Raw genomic sequence first — 16,049 nt, 5'->3', positions numbered from 1 at the left:
GAAGATGTCCTGCCGGACGCGCCTCAGGCCTCGTGCCGGCGGTCGCTGCCGCGCCGCTCGGCGCTGCGCCGGTCGGCACGCCCGCCAATCAGCCGCGCGGCATCGGCCAGCGTCAGCAGGGGCGGCAGCGCCGAAGGCGCCGCCAGATAGCGCGGCCGCCAGTCGGGGTCGAACTTGGCCTTGAAGGCGCGCAGGCCTTCGAAATTGTAAAAGCTCCGCCCGTGCCGGTAGATCAGCGCGCCGAACCGGTCCCACAGCCTGCGGCTGCGTTCCGGGCTCAGCCCCGACAGCGGCGCCATGCCCAGCGAGAAGGCGCCATAGCCCTCGTCCTTCAGCCGCAGCATCAGCGCGGTGAAGAGAAACTCCATCGTGCCGGGCGGCGCGGTCTCGACCTGGCGCATCAGGTCGATGCTGGCCTGGGTCCGGCTGTCGGTGACCAGCACATTGGCAAAGGCCACGACCCGGCCCTCGTGGCGCACCGTCGCCACCGGCCAGCGGTTCAGCCAGCCCGGATCGAACCGCCCGACCGAGAACCCCTTTTCATGGGCGCGTTTGGCCGCAAGCCAGGCATCCGACACGGCGCCCAGCTCGGCCAGAAGCGGGGCCGCGTGGGGCGGTTCTGTCCAGTCGAGCGACAGCCCGTCGCGCAGCGCCCGCGAATGGGTTGTCCTGAGCTTCTTGCGCGCCGAGCCTTCCAGCGAGAACCGGGTGAGATCGACCATCGCCTCTTCGCCCATCTTGTGCAGCGACAGCCCCAGATCCAGCATGATCGGCACATCGGCCGCACGCACCTCGTAGAAGGCCGGGCGCGCGCCCTCGCGCCGGGCGGCGTCGACGAAGGCGAAGGCCACGTCCTCGGCGGCGTCGGCGGGGCCGACCGGGCCGCCATAGGCGATCCAGGACCGGCCCGAGACCGCGAACATCACGAAGGCGCGGCCATCGTCCGAGACGAGGATCGACTTGTCGCCGGTCAGCGCAAAGCCCGCATCGGGGTTGTCGCCGCCCCCCGCGATCCGCGCCGCGGCGGCCAGATCCTCGGCATCGGGCGGGTCGGGCACCACGCGGGGCGCGCGCAACAGCATCAGAAGCGCCCCGAGCCCCAGCACGAGACTGCCCAGCAGAACCGCCCTCAGCGCGCGCGGCGCGCGTTCGTTGACCGCGAACTGCCACCAGAGCTCATGCGCATAAGGGGTCTGCTTGTGGGCGAAGAACAGCACGAAGCCGAAGCCCGCGATCAGCGCCACGATCAGCGCGACCCAGGCGGGCGTCAGCGTCGCGTGGCTCAGCATGGTGTGGCGGTGGAAGGCATGGCGGAACGGCAGCAACAACAGCGCGCCCGCCGCAAGAAACACCGCCCGGTCCAGATCGACGCCCTGGATCAGCGCCACCGCCGCGCCGGTCTCCATCACCACCAGCGCCAGCCAGAAAGCCGCCAGCGCGCGACGCATCACCCCGAAGGACAGCAGCACCAGCGCCGCCCCGATCACGCTCGAGGCCAGGGCCGAGCCCTCGATGAAGGGCAGCGGGAACAGCGCCTCGGCGGCGCGGGCGGCCTCGGTCGTGGGCGGCAGGATCGACGAGACGCTCATCCAGAGCCCGGCGCCCAGGATCATCGTGCCCAGCACCAGCGGCGCGATCCCCTCGACCGCGCGAAAGCCCGGATCGGCGGCCGCGACCGCCCGCCCCCACTGGCCACGCGGCAGATGCGCGCCGGCCGAGCGGAACAGCTCGTAGCTGGCCAGCGCCAGCAGGGCCACGCTGAACGGCACGAGGAAATAGATCAGCCGGTAAAGCAAAAGCGAGGCCGCCACCGCCTCGACCGGGGCCGTGGCCGGCATCGCGGCGATCATCACCGCCTCGAAGACACCGACGCCCCCCGGCACGTGGCTCAGCACCCCGGCCATGGTCGCGGCGGCAAAGAGCGCGAGAAAGGTGGCAAAGCCCAGATCGTTCGCCGGCATCAGCAGATAAAGCGTCGCGGCGGCGAAGCCGATATCGCCCAGGCAAAAGACGATCTGCGCCGCCAGATCCCCCGGCGCCGGCGCGCGCAAGGTGAAGCGGCCGAGTTTCACGCAGCCTTGCCGCAGCGAGGCCCACAAAAGCGGCAGCGCGATCAGCGCCACACCGGCCAGCGCCAGCATGCGGACCGTGCCGGGCGCAAGCGGCAGCACCGCAGCCAGCGCGCCCGGATGAACCGCCAGCGCGCCCAGCCCGACCACCGTCGCCGCCACCCCAAACGAGACCGCCGCGAAGGTCGAGACCGCGGCCACATCGTAGCCGTCGAGCCCCAGCGCCGAATAGACCCGCCAGCGCACCGCCCCGCCCGACACCGCCGACAGCCCGATGGTGTTGCCGAAGGCATAGGCCATGAACCCGCCCGCCAGCACCACGGGAAACTTCAGCGGCTTGCCGATGAAGCGCAGCGCCGACCAGTCATAGCCCACCAGCGAGATATAGCTGGCCGCCGTCGCCGCCAGCGCCAGACCCACCGTCGACCAGGGCGTGGCGCGGACCTGCGCCACCACATCGGCGAAATTGACCGCCGCCAGCAGCTTGTAAAGCGCCACCAGCCCCAGGACGAAAAGGCCGGCGGCCAGGAGATAGGGAAAGCCCGCGCGCAGGCGGGCCCAGGTGCCGGCAAGGCCGGTCTCGGGCGTGCGGTCCTCGGTCAAGGCTTCACCTTGCTCCCGTTCCGGTTGTATTCCGTTCTAGCATTTTCCGGGGCGCAGCGACACCGCCAATCCTCGGCGGGGGGACTCGCAGCGTCCCGGCAGGCGCCGTTATCGCTCTGCCGGGCGCCTTTGGCCTCCCGGCGCGACCGCGACAGCGGTGCCGTTCCTGCCAGCTACCGCGCCCGGCGGCCGATGGCCAGCCTTCTGTGACCGGAGGGACTTGAAAGACCCCGCCGCGCGGGCCTGTTGTCGCGCAGGCCACGCCGGAACCATCCGGGCCCAAGGCCCCGCGCTACCAGCTTGCGGTGGCCTCCATCGCGACCGGGCCGCCCACCTGCGCCGTCCAGAGCCGCAGGCTGTCGCCCTCGCAATTGGCATGCATCTCCATCTCGGCGGTGTCGAACACGGTCGAGACGCTGCGGAAAGCAAAGCGCGACGGGCAGCTGCCCTTGAGATCGGCCGCGAATTGCACAAGCAACGTCGCCTGCATCGGCCCATGCACCACGAGCCCGGGATAGCCCTCGACCTCGCGCGCATAGGGGGCATCGTAATGGATGCGGTGGCCGTTGAAGGTCAGGGCCGAATAGCGAAACAGCATCACCGGCCCGGGCATCAGCCGCCGGACCGAACTGCCCTGCGCGGCCGGGTCAGCCGCAGGCGGGCTGAACGGGGCGGCGGCGCGATAGACCAGATCCTGCCGTTCGGTCAGCGCGAGCCGTCCGCGGGCGCGGATCTTGTGCTCGACCGTCACGAACAGCAATGGCCCCGAACGGCCGTGTTTCAGCGTGACATCGGCGATGGTGGACCGCCGGGTGACGCTGTCCCCGACCCGCAGCGGCGTGTGAAAGCGGAACGCGCCCCCCGCCCACATCCGCCGGGGCAGCGGCACCGGCGGCAGGAACCCGCCCCGCGCCGGATGGCCGTCGGGGCCAAGCTCGGCGCCCGGCACCGTCGGCTGCGCCAGGCAGAAATGGATCAGAAGCGGCGCCTCGTTGCCGGGTTGCAGCGGCCAGGTCCGGTCGAAGGTGGCGGCGAAGCGGCGGACCAGATCGGGGGTCAGCCGCTCGGTCGCGGTCTCCTCCCGGCCGATCCAGCCGCGCAGATGCTCGATATCGAGATCCATTCAGGTCTCCCGGGGTTTCAGGGCGGGCACCGGGCCAAAGCTGCGCGTCTCGCCCTCGACCCGGGCGGCGGGCGCGGGCATCGTGACCGGGCCGTTGGGGCTGTCGACCTCGATCCGGCGCAGATGCGGATGGTTGGAAAGCCCGGCCATGTCATTGACCGAGGCAAAGGCGATGTCGGCGGCGACCAGGGCCGCCACGGCCTCCGCGCCGCTGCGCCGGGCAAAGGCCTCGGCGACGATCCGGTCGGTCTCGGCGCGGTTCCGGACCCGCGCCACATTGGTCGCAAAGCGCGGATCGGTGCCCAGCCCGGGCGCGTCGAGGAAGCGCTCGGCCAGCATGCGCCATTCGCGGTCGCTCTGGATCGAGATCAGGATCGGGCGGCCATCGCCGGGATGAAAGACGCCGTAGGGCGCGATCGAGGGATGCGCGAGCCCGACCCGACCCGGCGTGCGCCCGGCCTCGTGGTTCAGCAACGGAACGGTCAGCCATTCGGCCATCACGTCGAACATCGAGACCGAGATCCGCGCCCCCTGCCCGGTCACGCCGCGGCGGATCAGCGCCTCGAGGATCGCGGCATGCGCCGTGGCCCCGGTCGCGATATCGACGATCGAGACCCCCACCCGCGCCGGTTCGTCGGGCCCCCCGGTGATCGAGGACAGCCCCGATTCCGCCTGGATCAGCAGATCATAGGCCTTGCGCCCGGCCAGCGGCCCCTCGGTGCCATAGCCCGAGATCGCGCAGGAGATCAGCCGCGGATAGTCGCGCGCCAGCACCGCGTCGGAAAACCCGAGCCGGGCCAGCGCGCCGGGCTTGAGGTTCTGCACCAGCACATCGGCCCCGGCCAGCAGATCCGCCAGCGCCGCGCGCCCGGCCTCGGAGGCCAGATCCAGCGTCCGGGTCTCCTTGCCGCGGTTGAGCCAGACGAAATAGCTGGACTGCCCGGCCGCGGCATCGTCATAGCCGCGCGCGAAATCGCCGCCGGGCCGCTCGATCTTGATCACATGGGCGCCCGCATCGGCCAGCCGCGCGGTCGCGAAGGGCGCGGCCACCGCCTGTTCGACCGCGACCACCTCGATCCCCTCGAGCGGGCGCATCAGAACGACCTCGGCAGGCCCAGCACGTGTTCGGCCACGTAGCTGAGGATGAGATTGGTCGAGATCGGCGCCACCTGATACAGCCGCGTCTCGCGGAACTTGCGTTCGACATCGTATTCGCAGGCAAAGCCGAAGCCGCCATGGAATTGCAGGCAGGCATTTGCGGCCTCCCACGACGCCTTGGCGGCCAGATACTTGGCCATGTTGGCCTGGGCACCGCAGGGCTGGCCGGCATCGTACATCCGGCAGGCCTCGAACCGCATCAGGCTCGCGGCCTCGACCTCGATGAAGGCCTCGGCAATCGGGAACTGCACGCCCTGGTTCTGCCCGATGGGGCGGCCGAAGACCTGGCGTTCGCGCACATAGGCGCTGACCTTGTCGGTGAACCAGTAGCCGTCGCCGATGCATTCGGCCGCGATCAGCGTGCGTTCGGCATTGAGCCCCGTCAGGATGTACTTGAACCCCTGCCCCTCCTCGCCGATCAGGTTCTCGGCCGGGATTTCCAGATTGTCGAAGAACAGCTCGTTGGTCTCGTGATTGACCATGTTGGGGATCGGCCGCACCGTCATGCCCGAGCCCATCGCCTCGCGGATATCGACGAGGAAGATCGACAGCCCTTCGGATTTCTTCGCGACATCGGCCAGCGGCGTCGTGCGGGCCAGAAGGATCATCAGGTCCGAATGCTGGACCCGGCTGATCCAGACCTTCTGGCCGTTGATGACATAGCGGTCGCCCTTCTTCACCGCCGTGGTCTTGATCCGGGTGGTGTCGGTGCCGGTGGTGGGCTCGGTCACGCCCATCGATTGCAACCGCAGCTCGCCCGCCGCGATCTTCGGCAGGTAGCGGCGGCGCTGGTCTTCCGAGCCGTGCCGGACCAGCGTCGTCATGTTGTACATCTGACCGTGACAGGCGCCGGAATTGCCGCCCGAGCGGTTGATCTCTTCCATGATCACCGAAGCCTCGGTCAGCCCCAGCCCCGAGCCGCCATACTCTTCCGGGATCAGCGCCGCCATCCATCCGGCTTCGGTCAGCGCCTGCACGAAGGCCTCGGGATAGCCGCGCTCGGCATCGATCCGGCGGTGATACTCGGGCGGGAAGGTCGCGCACAGCGCGCGGATGGCGTCGCGGATGTCCTGATGGGGGTCGGTCTGCATGGAGGGTCCTGCCTGAGGCATTTGAGCCAGAAATGCGCACGTCCCCCCATCATGCAAATATATTCTTTGCCTGACTGCCATATGGTTTTTATATGGGAGAGGCTGGACCCTTCGGGCACGGGCATGGATCTGCGGCAGCTTCGTTATTTTCTGGAAATCGTCGAACGCGGGTCGATCACCCGGGCGGCGGGCACGCTGAACGTGGCCCAGCCCGCGCTGTCGCTGCATGTCCGCAACCTCGAGGACCGGCTGGGCACCCGGCTGTTGCTGCGCCGTCCGACCGGGGTGGTGCCGACCGAGGCGGGCGAGCTTCTGGCCCGGCGGGCGCGGTCGATCCTCGACGAGGTCGCGCGGACCGAGGCCGAGATCCGCGGGCTCGAGACCGACCCCTCGGGCCGGGTCGCGATCGGGCTGACCGGCACCATCGGCGGGCTTCTGGCGGTGCCGCTGATCGAGGCGCTGCGCGAGCGCTATCCGCGGATCACGCTGCAGATCGCCGAGGCGATGAGCGGGTTCGTCGCCGGATGGCTGTCCGAAGGCCGGGTCGATCTGGCGGTGCTTTACGAGGCGCCCGCCGATCCGGGTCTGGCTTGCGATCCGCTGCTGGAAGAGGAACTGGTCGTGCTCTGGCCGCCCGACTGGCCCGCCCCGCCGGAAATCGGGCTGGCCGCGCTTGACGGCGTGCCGCTGGTGCTGCCGAGCCGGGCGCATGGGCTGCGCCGGATGCTCGACGCGCGGCTCGCGACCGACGGGATTGCGCCGGAGCTGGCCGTCGAGATCGATTCCTATGCCAATATCAAGAACCTGGTCGCGGCGGGCTTCGGCGCCTCGGTGCTGCCCTGGCACGCGGTCGCGCCCGAGGCCGAGGCCCGCGCGCTGATCGTCAGCCGGATCGCGGCGCCGGGGCTCTGGCGCGGGGCCTGGCTGATCCGGCCGGCCGCGCGCCCGGTGACCCGCGCCCAGGAGGCGGTGGCCGAAACCCTGCGCGCGGTGGTGGGCGACCTTCTGGCGGGCGGGGTCTGGGCGGCGGCGCGCGCCCCTAGCCTGTCGCCGGACCGCGCCGGAACAACCGCGCCGACATCGGCTGGGTCAGGGTGAAGGCCGCGCCCTCACGGCCTGCGCGCGCGAGAAACGCCGCGCGCAGCGCCTCGGTCAGATCCTCGGTCAGCACGCCGCGCTCAGGCGCGAAGGACGAGATCCGGCCGACGAAGGCGTCGAAATCGTCATAGACCTCGCGCCGCACATAGTCGAAGGCGCGGGTTTCGGTCAGAAGCCCGGAGGCCACCGCGGCATCAAGCGCGGCCTGCGCCGCCGTGCGGATGCCGGTCTCGTCATCGACGGTCGCGATCACCTGGCTCAGATCGCCCTCGACGCGCGGCTCGATCACCACCAGCGGTGCCTCGGGCGCGATCACCCGCGCCGCCTCGGCCAGCGCGTCGCCCATGCCCTCGACCGGGATGTGATGCAGCGCGTTGACGATGACCGCGACATCGAAGGCGCCCGTGGGATAGGGCATGGCCTCGGCCTGGGCCACGTCGATGCCGGGCACGCCGCCCGCCTGCGGGAAGGGTTCGAGCCCGCGCCACTCGGCACCGGCCTCGCGGAAGGGTCCGGCCAACCCGCCCCGGCCGCAGCCGATATCGAGCACGCACCGCCCCTCGAGCGGCGCAAGAATCTCAAGAAGAACGTCAAGCGTGGTGCGGATCGGGTCGGTCATGCGGAGGCGGCCTTTCGCAACGGGGACATGCCCGATCCCTAGGCGACTTCGCCCCGCCCCGCAATTCGGCCGAGCGGCGCAGCCCGGTCCGGCTTGCCAGAACGCTGCGGCGCGGGGAACACTCGGCGCGACCGACGGAGAGCCCGATGACCAACGACCCCCTGCTTTCGCCCTTCCGGCTGCGCCACCTGACGCTGAAGAACCGGATCTTCCTGTCCGCGCACGAGCCCGCCTATGCCGAGGACGGCCTGCCCAAGGACCGCTACCGCGCCTATCACGTCGAACGCGCCCGGGCCGGGGTCGCGCTGACCATGACGGCGGGGTCGGCCTCGGTCTCGCGCGACAGCCCGCCCGCCTTCAACAACATCCTCGCCTGGAAGGACGAGGTGGTGGGCTGGATGAAACGGCTGACCGACGACTGCCACGAGCACGGCACTGCGGTGATGATCCAGCTGACCCATCTGGGCCGCCGCACCCGCTGGGACCGGGGCGACTGGCTGCCGGTGGTCTCGGCCGGGCCCGCCCGCGAGATCGCGCACCGCGCCTTTCCCAAGACCGCCGAGGACTGGGACATCGCCCGCATCGTGGCCGACTATGCCGATGCCGCCGAGCGGATGCAGGCGGCCGGGCTCGACGGGATCGAGCTTGAGGCCTATGGCCATCTGCTCGACCAGTTCTGGTCGCCCTTGACCAATGCGCTGGAGCCGCCCTGGGGCGGCGATCTCGACAACCGGATGCGCCTGTCGATGGAGGTGCTGCGGGCGATCCGCGACCGGGTCGGCCCCGATTTCATCGTCGGCATCCGCCATGTCGCCGACGAGGCGTTGCCGGGCGGGATCGGCGCGGCCGAGGGGCTGGAGATTGCCCGGCGGCTGAAGGACAGCGGGCTGGTCGATTTCCTGAACGTGATCCGCGGCCATATCGACACCGATGCCGGGCTGACCGACGTGATCCCGGTGCAGGGGATGAAAAGCGCCCCGCATCTCGATTTCGCGGGCGGTATCCGGGCCGCGACCGGGCTGCCCACCCTGCATGCCGCGCGCATCCCCGATCTGGCGACCGCGCGCCATGCCATCGCCGAAGGCAAGCTTGACATGGTCGGCATGACCCGCGCGCATCTGGCCGACCCGCATCTGATCGCCAAGCTGGTGGCGGGCGCCGAGGACCGCATCCGGCCCTGCGTCGGCGCCAATTACTGCCTCGACCGCATCTATCAGGGCGGGTCCGCCTATTGCCTGCACAACCCCGCCACCGGGCGCGAGCTGACCATGCCGCATCTGGTGGCGAAGGCCGCGACGCCCCTGAAGGTGGTCGTGGTGGGTGCCGGTCCCGGCGGGCTCGAGGCCGCGCGGGTCGCGGCCGAACGCGGCCACGAGGTGGTGCTGCACGAGGCCGCGACCGATCCGGGCGGTCAGGTCCGGCTGCTGGCGCGCCACCTGCGCCGGGCCGAGATGATGGCGGTGATCGACTGGCGCATGGCCGAATGCACCCGGCTTGGCGTCGGCTTCCGGTTCAATTCCTGGGCCGAGCCCGAAACGGTGCAGGCCGAGGCGCCCGATGTGGCGATCGTCGCGACCGGCGGCCTGCCGCCCGAGCCGGGTCTGGCCGAGGGAGACGCTCTTGCGGTTTCGGCCTGGGACATCCTGTCGGGGGAGGTGCGGCCCGGCATGAACGTGCTTTTGTGGGACGATGCGGGCGATCATGCGGGGCTGCAGACCGCCGAGGCGCTGGCCGCGTCCGGCGCGCGGGTCGAGATCGTCTGCCGCGACCGCAGCCTGGTGCCCGAGGTGATGGCGATGTCGCTGACCCCGGCGCTCCGGGCCTTGCAGCGGGCCGATGTGCTCTGGTCCCCGACCTGGCGGCTCGATGCGATCCGGCGGACAGGGAATGCGCTGACCGCGCTGCTTGGCAGCGATTACGGCCCCGAGACGCGCGAACGGCAGGTCGATCAGGTGGTGGTCAACCTTGGCACGCACCCGCTTGACGATCTTTACTTCGGGCTGCGGCCGGGCGCGTCGAACCTGGGCGAGGTCGATTACCCCGCGCTGATCGAAGGGCGGCCGCAGGCGCTGGGTCGCAATCCCGAGGGGCGCTATCGGCTGTTCCGCATCGGTGACGCGGTGGCCGCACGCAACGTGCATGCCGCGATCTACGACGCGTTGCGGCTGGTGAAGGACCTTTAGACCGGGGACCGCTCTCAGGTTCACGTAAAACATGAACATCCCATTGCAACTTCCTGTCTTGCAATGGGATATGGGGTGTCAGACCCCGAGGTGACGCCGCAAGAGACCGGGTTCGGCCCGCAGCTGCGCGGCCTCGGCCTCGGCCCGGACCGCGCCGTTTTCGAGGATCACCGCCCGGTCGGCCGTGGCCAGCACCGCGTCGAGCCGTTGTTCGACCAGAAGGATCGCCACACCTTCGTCGCGCAGCCTGAGAACCGTGTCGCGGATCAGCGCGATCATCGAGGGCTGCAAGCCTTCGGTCGGCTCGTCCAGCAACAACACGCGCGGATCGACACACAGCGCGCGGGCGGTGGCCAGCATCTGCTGTTCGCCCCCCGACAGGGTGCCCGCGCGCTGGCCCATCCGGTCGGCAAGCCGCGGGAACATCTCCAGCACGCGGTCGCGGACCTCGGGCGGGCTTTTGCGGCAGCGCATCCCGATCTCGAGGTTCTGCGCGACCGTCAGATCCGAGAACAGCCGCCGCCCCTGCGGGATATAGCCGATGCCCCGGCGCGGCACCTCATGGGCGGGCAGCCGGCCGATATCCTCGCCGTCCAGCAGAACCCGGCCCGAAGCAAGCGGCAAAAGCCCCATGATCGCCTTCATCGCCGTGGTCTTGCCCGCACCGTTCCGGCCCAGAAGGCAGGTGATCTCGCCCGGCCGGACGGTCAGGCTGAGCCCGTGCAGCACCCGGACCGGACCGTAGCCCGCCGCGATGTTCCTGACCTCAAGCATCGGCCGAGCGTCCCAGATAGGCGGCCTGCACCCGCGCATCGGCCCGGATCGCGGCGGGTGCGCCCTCGGCCAGCACCATTCCGGCATCGAGCACGGTGATGCGGTCGGCCAGGTCCATCACGACGCCCATGTTATGTTCGATCAGCAGGATCGCGGTCTCGCCCGCGAGGGTGCGGACCAGCGCCTTGAAGGTCTCGATCTCGGGCTCGGACAAGCCTTGCGTCGGCTCGTCGAGGATCAGCAGGCGCGGCGCCTGCGCCAGCCCCATGGCCAGTTCCAGAAGCCGCTGGTGGCCATAACTCAGATCGGCCGCCGCGATCTTCTCGCGCCCCGTCAGCCCGACCCGGCCGAGCGTGCGCGCGACCTCGGCCGCGACGGCGGCACGGTCGCGACCCAGCCTGCGGCGGGCGGCCAGCGCCACGTTCTCGGCGACCGGAAGCCGGGCGAAGACCGAGGTGATCTGAAAGGTATAGGCCAGCCCCAGCCGCACCCGGGCATGGGCGGGCCGCCGGGTGATGTCCTGCCCGTCGAAGAGGATGCGCCCCGACGAGGGCGCGACCCGGCCGATCAGCATCGACACGAAGGTGGTCTTGCCCGCGCCATTCGGCCCGATCAGCGCGCGCACCTCGCCGGGGCCGAGGTCCAGATCGACCTCATGGACGGCGCGCAGCCCGCCGAAGCTGCGCGACAGCGCCCGGGTCGACAGCAGCGTGCTCATGGCAGGCCCCGCCACCAGCGGCGCCGGATCTCGCCCGCCAGCCCCTGCGGCGCGAACAGCGTCAACAGAACCAGCGCCACGCCCGCGACCAGCATATAGGCGGGCGTCAGCCCCGAGGTGAGGTCGATCAGGTAGAACATGAAGAGCGTGCCGAGAAACGGCCCGATCACCGTGCCCGCGCCGCCCAGCAGCACCCAGAGCAGCGGGAAGATCGAATAGTGCGTTTCGGCGAAGCTGGCCCCGGCATAGCCGAAGAAAAGCCCGTAGGCCGCGCCCGCCGCACCAGAGACCGTGCCCGACAGCACCACCGCGCCCAGCTTGTGCCGGAAGGTGTCATAGCCCAGAAGCTCGGCCCGGTCCTCGTTCTCGCGGATCGCGACCAGCACCCGGCCCATCGGCTGGCGGACCAGCCAGAGCGTGCCGAAAAGGACCGCCGAGAACAGCGCAAGCGCCGCCAGATAGCGGCTCTGCGGGTCGGACAGATCGAGCCCCAGCAGCATCCGGTCGGCCTGCGGGATCACCACGCCCTCGTCGCCCCGGGTCCAGCGCCCGGCCAGCAGGATCGTCAGCCAGGCCGCCTGCGCGAACATCAGCGTCACGATCATGAAGGCGACGCCCCTGGTGCGCAGCGCCAGGAGCCCCACGCCCAGCGACAGAAGCGCCGCGGCACCGATGCCGGTCAGAAGCGCAGGCCCGGCGCCAAGGCCCAGATGCGTCATCGGCATCGCAAGCCCGTACATGCCCGCGGCGAAGAACATCGCGTGGCCGAGGCTCAGGAGCCCGGTATAGCCGAAGAGGATGTTGTAGCCCATCGCATAGGTCGCCAGCACCATCACCCGGGCGACGGTGCCATGGCTGTAGGCGGGCAGCAGGAAGTTCAGCGCAAGAAGGACCGCGACCAGCCCCAGATGCAGCCCGAGGAGGCGCCCGCCCCTCATCGCGCGGCCTTGCCCATCAAGCCCTCGGGCCGGAAGACCAGCACCAGCGCCACCAGCAGCGTGGCGAGGATCTTCGCCAGCGTCGGCGAGAAGAAGACCGAGACGATGCCGTCGGACAGCCCGATCAGCAGCGCCGCGATCACCGTGCCGCCAAGGCTGCCGAGCCCGCCGATGATGACCACGATAAAGGACAGCAGAAGCGCGTCGCCCCCCATCAGGTAATGCGCCTGCTGGATCGGCACGATCAGCACGCCCGCAAGCGCGGCCAGCGCCGCCCCCAGCCCGAAGACCCCGGCATAGACCCGTTCGACCGGAATGCCGAAGGCCTGCGCGGTCTCGCGGTCCAGCTGGGTCGCCCGCATCACGAGGCCAATCCCGGTCCGGGTCATCAGCGCCCAGAGCCCGGCCAGCACCGCCGCAGCGGCCCCCATCACGAAGAGCTTGTAAGAGGTGATCGACAACCCCCAGGGCCAGATCAGCCCAGGTCCCTCCGGGCCGAATTCGATCCAGGGTAGCGCGAGGCGGTCGTTGAAGGGCGGCGCCACGGGGCGCGCCTCGGGGCCATAGGTCATCAGCGCGGCCTGCTGCAGGATATAGAGCAGCCCGATGGTGGCGACGATGGTCCGTTCGGGGTCGTAGCCCACGCGCTTGAGCACGGTCAGGTCGGCCGCGACCGCCAGCGCCCCGGCGATGACCGGCGCCAGCAGGAGTGCCGCGACAAAGCCCACGGCCCCGCCCCCCAGCGCCGAGGACACCGCCCAGGCCAGCACCGCGCCCAGCATGAAGAACTGGCCATGGGCGACATTGACGACGCGCATCACCCCGAAGACGAGGCTGAGCCCCGAGGCCATCAGCGCCAGCACGGCCGCGGTGACCGCGCCCTCCAGCACGGCAAGCATCAGATGGGGGCCGAATTCCATGGGCGCTCCGGGTCGGGATGGGCCGGGCGCAGAACCCGACCCCGTAAGGACAAGCGGCACGCGCGACCGCGCCCGGACCCGGGCCTCGGCGCGCGCGCTCCGGGACCCTGCCTAGAGCGATTGGGTCGTGTAGTCGACCTCGTCGGGATAGAACCCGGCCTCGATCGGGGTTTCCGCCTGCACGACCAGCCGCCCGTTCTCGACCTTCGAGATGTATTGCGGCCCGAAGACCTGGTGCGTCCGCCCGTTGAAGAGCTTGGCGCCCTGCGGGTGGTCGTTCGACAGCGGCATCTCGGTCATCGCCTCGACCGCCTCGACCAGCGCCGCGCGGTCGTCGGGGCCGCGATAGCCGCAGGCCTCCATCCCGGCCTTGATGACGTAAAGCGTCTCCCAGCAGCCGAACATGTGGGCATAGGCCGAAACATCGGACGGATCGGCGGCCAGCGCGCCGTTCTCGTCGATGCCGATGGCCGCGCGGTAATGGCGGTCGAACGCGGTCTGGTCGGGCTGGGCGTAGCGGGGCATGCCCTCCCAGAAATAGGTGCCTTCCAGGAAGTCGAGCCCTGGGCTTTGCAGATCGACCGACTCGAGGCTGTCGATGAAGCCGAAGATCTCGGGCCGCGACGGGCCGAAGAATTCGCCCATCTCCTTGACGAAGGTCAGGACCGAGGGGCCGACCATGACGTGGTAGATCACCTCGGTCTCGCGCGGGATCTTGGCGAAATACTTGGTAAAGGAGGTTTCGGTGGGCGGGATCGCCAGCTTGGCCACCACCTCGCCGCCCTGGGCCTCGATCGCCTGGCTGAAGAAGTCGCGATGGTCGTGGCCGAAGGCGTAGTCGGGGAAGATCATCGTGACCTTGCGCCCGAGGTTTTCGCGCACGAAGGGCGCCATCGCCAGAACCTGGCTTTTGACATCGGTGATGCCGGGCTGCAGCGTCCAGCGGTTGAGCGCGCCCGAGGCCACGTGATGGCCTTCGGAGACCACGAAATAGGGCAGCTTCAGCTCGCCCGCGCGGGGCGCCGAGCCCATCACCACATGGCTGAAAAGCGTGCCATAGCCGACATCGCAGCGGTGCAGGCTGGCGAATTTCTCGACCACCTCGGCGCCGCGCTTGGGATCGGTGCCGTCATCCTCGGTGACCAGCTCGACCGGCCGACCGTTGATGCCGCCCGCCTCGTTGATCAGCCGCAGCGCGGCCCGGGTGGTGCGGTCGTACCAGCGGCCATAGGCGGCGCCGATGCCGGTCGCATGCATCTGGAACCCGATCCGGATCGGCGCAGCGCTTTGGGCGCCGGCATAGCGCGCCCAGAGCGGCAGGCTCGCGGTGCCGGCAGCGGCGGCGGCGAGCGTCTTGATCGCGGAGCGGCGGGCGGGGCTCCGGGGGCCGGCATCGGTCTTGGTCACGGGCATGGCTCTTTCCATGGGAACGGTCGTGTGCCGGGTCAGTCTGGGGACGACATGTGCGTTTGTCTACGCCATTGGGACAATTCGCCTCAGGCCGATCGGCGCGTGCAGGCCGCTCCGCGCCCGGGCCGAAAGGCCGCCTCCCGGGCCGGGGCCCCTGCCCGTTTGCGGCGGTTCCAACCGGGCACAAGGCCTGTCGGGCGAAACGCGTGACGGACCCGCATTTCAAAGGCTTGTCGGATCTTGCGACGATCGGTTGTATTTTCATGATTTGTTCCTGCGACGCTGCGGCATTTTCGAGTATGCTTTCCCCAACGTCAGCCTCCATGCGGGGGTCGGGCGGCGTCGTTCCATTTCACGAGACCAGAGATGCTCACGAAACCAGAATACACGCCCGCATCGAGACCAACGCCACAAGGGGCCGACAGGATGACTCAGTCCGCACCCATCTGCCTCGTCGTCGAGGATACGGATTTCGACCGGATGATCATGCAGCGGAAACTCGCCGCCATTGACAAGTCGCTTCAGGTGCGCTTAGCCGCCACCCTCGCCGAGGCACGACAATGCCTTTACGAGGAGCCGATCTCGATCATCTTTCTCGACAATTCCCTTCCCGACGGGAAGGGCGCGAATTTCGCTCTGGAGCTGTCCGCACACCGCGGCTGGAGCCAGATCCCGGTGGTCATGGTCAGCGACTGGCCCTCGCCCTTCATGAGCGCCAAGGCCGAGGCGGCCAATGTCGTCGCGATCTGGACGAAGACGGAATTCACCGCCCTGACCGTCGCCGAGGTGCTCCGCTCCCGCGGCCTGATGGTCTAGAGCTGCGGCCCGCGCGGGCATGTCGCCACCGCCCGCGGTCCCCTGCCCGGCCGCACGGGTCGAAATCTCCGGACCACCGTCGGGGGCAGCTTGGGCGCCCGTCGCCCCCGGGCCGCGCGATCGAGGCGTCGCCGAAGATCGACGAAAAGACTGCCCAAAAGCTGCGCTTCGGTCATTGCGTCCTCTGCGGGGCCACGCTAAAAGACCGGACGACGCACCCGTAGCTCAGCTGGATAGAGTGTCGCCCTCCGAAGGCGAAGGTCACAGGTTCGAATCCTGTCGGGTGCGCCATTTCAAAATTCCCGCCGAAAATCTGACCTAAAGCCTTGAATGGAAACGATATTTCCGGGGTTCGAACACCCTGTTTCCGGCTATAGGCAAGGGGCTTCTGGAACACCAGTCTGAGCACGGTCCGGCGCACCTCTAATCCTCCATTTACCCATATATTCCAAGGGCTTGAGAGAAATCTGCAGGCGAGTTCGAACGACTCCTCGAAGGCCTTCTGCGGACGCCCGATCTGGGTCAGTTT

General features: G+C 69.5%; 13 protein-coding genes and 1 tRNA gene. 4 read left to right on the top strand and 10 right to left on the bottom strand.

The features are described 5' to 3' along the window. Window positions 1-23 precede the first annotated feature (23 nt). The 4 genes from mprF to BYZ73_RS00565 all read right to left on the bottom strand — a co-directional run bounded on the left by mprF (window position 24) and on the right by BYZ73_RS00565 (window position 6,044). Window positions 24-2,672: a bifunctional lysylphosphatidylglycerol flippase/synthetase MprF gene (gene mprF, locus BYZ73_RS00580; protein WP_181497921.1), complete on the bottom strand. Its 2,649-nt coding sequence runs from the start codon at window positions 2,670-2,672 to the stop codon at window positions 24-26. 292 nt (window positions 2,673-2,964) lie between these two features. Then, window positions 2,965-3,795, bottom strand: coding sequence for an HTD2 family dehydratase (locus BYZ73_RS00575; RefSeq protein ID WP_112314491.1), 831 nt, complete (start codon window positions 3,793-3,795; stop codon window positions 2,965-2,967). Continuing rightward, window positions 3,796-4,890, bottom strand: coding sequence for a CaiB/BaiF CoA transferase family protein (locus tag BYZ73_RS00570; RefSeq protein WP_112314490.1), 1,095 nt, complete (start codon window positions 4,888-4,890; stop codon window positions 3,796-3,798). It lies immediately after the preceding gene. Continuing rightward, a complete protein-coding gene (locus BYZ73_RS00565) occupies window positions 4,890-6,044 on the bottom strand; it encodes an acyl-CoA dehydrogenase family protein (protein WP_112314489.1) in 1,155 nt (384 codons plus the stop codon). The genes BYZ73_RS00570 and BYZ73_RS00565 overlap by 1 nt, the downstream gene beginning before the upstream one ends. A gap of 123 nt (window positions 6,045-6,167) precedes the next feature. Here BYZ73_RS00565 and BYZ73_RS00560 point away from each other — a divergent pair, with 123 nt between their 5' ends. Beyond that, entirely contained in the window at window positions 6,168-7,142 is a 975-nt protein-coding gene (locus tag BYZ73_RS00560) for a LysR family transcriptional regulator (RefSeq protein ID WP_112314488.1), read from the top strand. Here the strand turns inward: BYZ73_RS00560 and BYZ73_RS00555 are convergent. Continuing rightward, complete coding sequence (locus BYZ73_RS00555) at window positions 7,084-7,761, bottom strand: class I SAM-dependent methyltransferase (RefSeq protein ID WP_112314487.1); 678 nt, start codon at window positions 7,759-7,761, stop codon at window positions 7,084-7,086. The two genes, BYZ73_RS00560 and BYZ73_RS00555, sit on opposite strands and share 59 nt — an antisense overlap. A 146-nt stretch (window positions 7,762-7,907) precedes the next feature. Here BYZ73_RS00555 and BYZ73_RS00550 point away from each other — a divergent pair, with 146 nt between their 5' ends. Then, on the top strand, window positions 7,908-9,944 hold the full coding sequence (locus BYZ73_RS00550; protein WP_112314486.1) for an oxidoreductase: 2,037 nt from the start codon (window positions 7,908-7,910) through the stop codon (window positions 9,942-9,944). A 78-nt stretch (window positions 9,945-10,022) separates the two neighbouring features. Here the strand turns inward: BYZ73_RS00550 and BYZ73_RS00545 are convergent, their stop codons facing one another. From BYZ73_RS00545 to BYZ73_RS00525, 5 genes are all read right to left on the bottom strand, one after another. Beyond that, window positions 10,023-10,718 (bottom strand): ABC transporter ATP-binding protein, encoded by a 696-nt coding sequence (locus tag BYZ73_RS00545; protein WP_112314485.1) that lies wholly within the window; start codon window positions 10,716-10,718, stop codon window positions 10,023-10,025. Then, window positions 10,711-11,436: an ABC transporter ATP-binding protein gene (locus BYZ73_RS00540; protein WP_112314484.1), complete on the bottom strand. Its 726-nt coding sequence runs from the start codon at window positions 11,434-11,436 to the stop codon at window positions 10,711-10,713. The genes BYZ73_RS00545 and BYZ73_RS00540 overlap by 8 nt, the downstream gene beginning before the upstream one ends. Further along, the gene (locus BYZ73_RS00535; RefSeq protein WP_112314483.1) at window positions 11,433-12,374 is read right to left on the bottom strand and encodes a branched-chain amino acid ABC transporter permease; all 942 of its coding nucleotides are present in this window, start codon (window positions 12,372-12,374) and stop codon (window positions 11,433-11,435) included. Before BYZ73_RS00535 ends, BYZ73_RS00540 begins: the two co-directional genes overlap by 4 nt. After that, a complete protein-coding gene (locus BYZ73_RS00530; RefSeq protein ID WP_108023354.1) occupies window positions 12,371-13,294 on the bottom strand; it encodes a branched-chain amino acid ABC transporter permease in 924 nt (307 codons plus the stop codon). Before BYZ73_RS00530 ends, BYZ73_RS00535 begins: the two co-directional genes overlap by 4 nt. A gap of 111 nt (window positions 13,295-13,405) precedes the next feature. Beyond that, a complete protein-coding gene (locus tag BYZ73_RS00525) occupies window positions 13,406-14,707 on the bottom strand; it encodes an ABC transporter substrate-binding protein (RefSeq protein WP_112314482.1) in 1,302 nt (433 codons plus the stop codon). Window positions 14,708-15,130: 423 nt separating this feature from the next. On the opposite strand from BYZ73_RS00525, the gene BYZ73_RS00520 reads away from it, so the two are divergent. Both BYZ73_RS00520 and BYZ73_RS00515 read left to right on the top strand, forming a co-directional pair. Next, entirely contained in the window at window positions 15,131-15,520 is a 390-nt protein-coding gene (locus BYZ73_RS00520) for a response regulator (protein WP_112314481.1), read from the top strand. A 214-nt stretch (window positions 15,521-15,734) separates the two neighbouring features. Then, window positions 15,735-15,811 (top strand) — tRNA-Arg (locus BYZ73_RS00515). Window positions 15,812-16,049 lie beyond the last annotated feature (238 nt).

This window comes from Rhodovulum viride (assembly GCF_003265965.1).
Taxonomy (GTDB): domain Bacteria; phylum Pseudomonadota; class Alphaproteobacteria; order Rhodobacterales; family Rhodobacteraceae; genus Rhodovulum; species Rhodovulum kholense.
The sequence above is the reverse complement of the archived record's forward strand: the minus strand, read 5'-3'. Positions and strand labels throughout refer to the sequence as shown.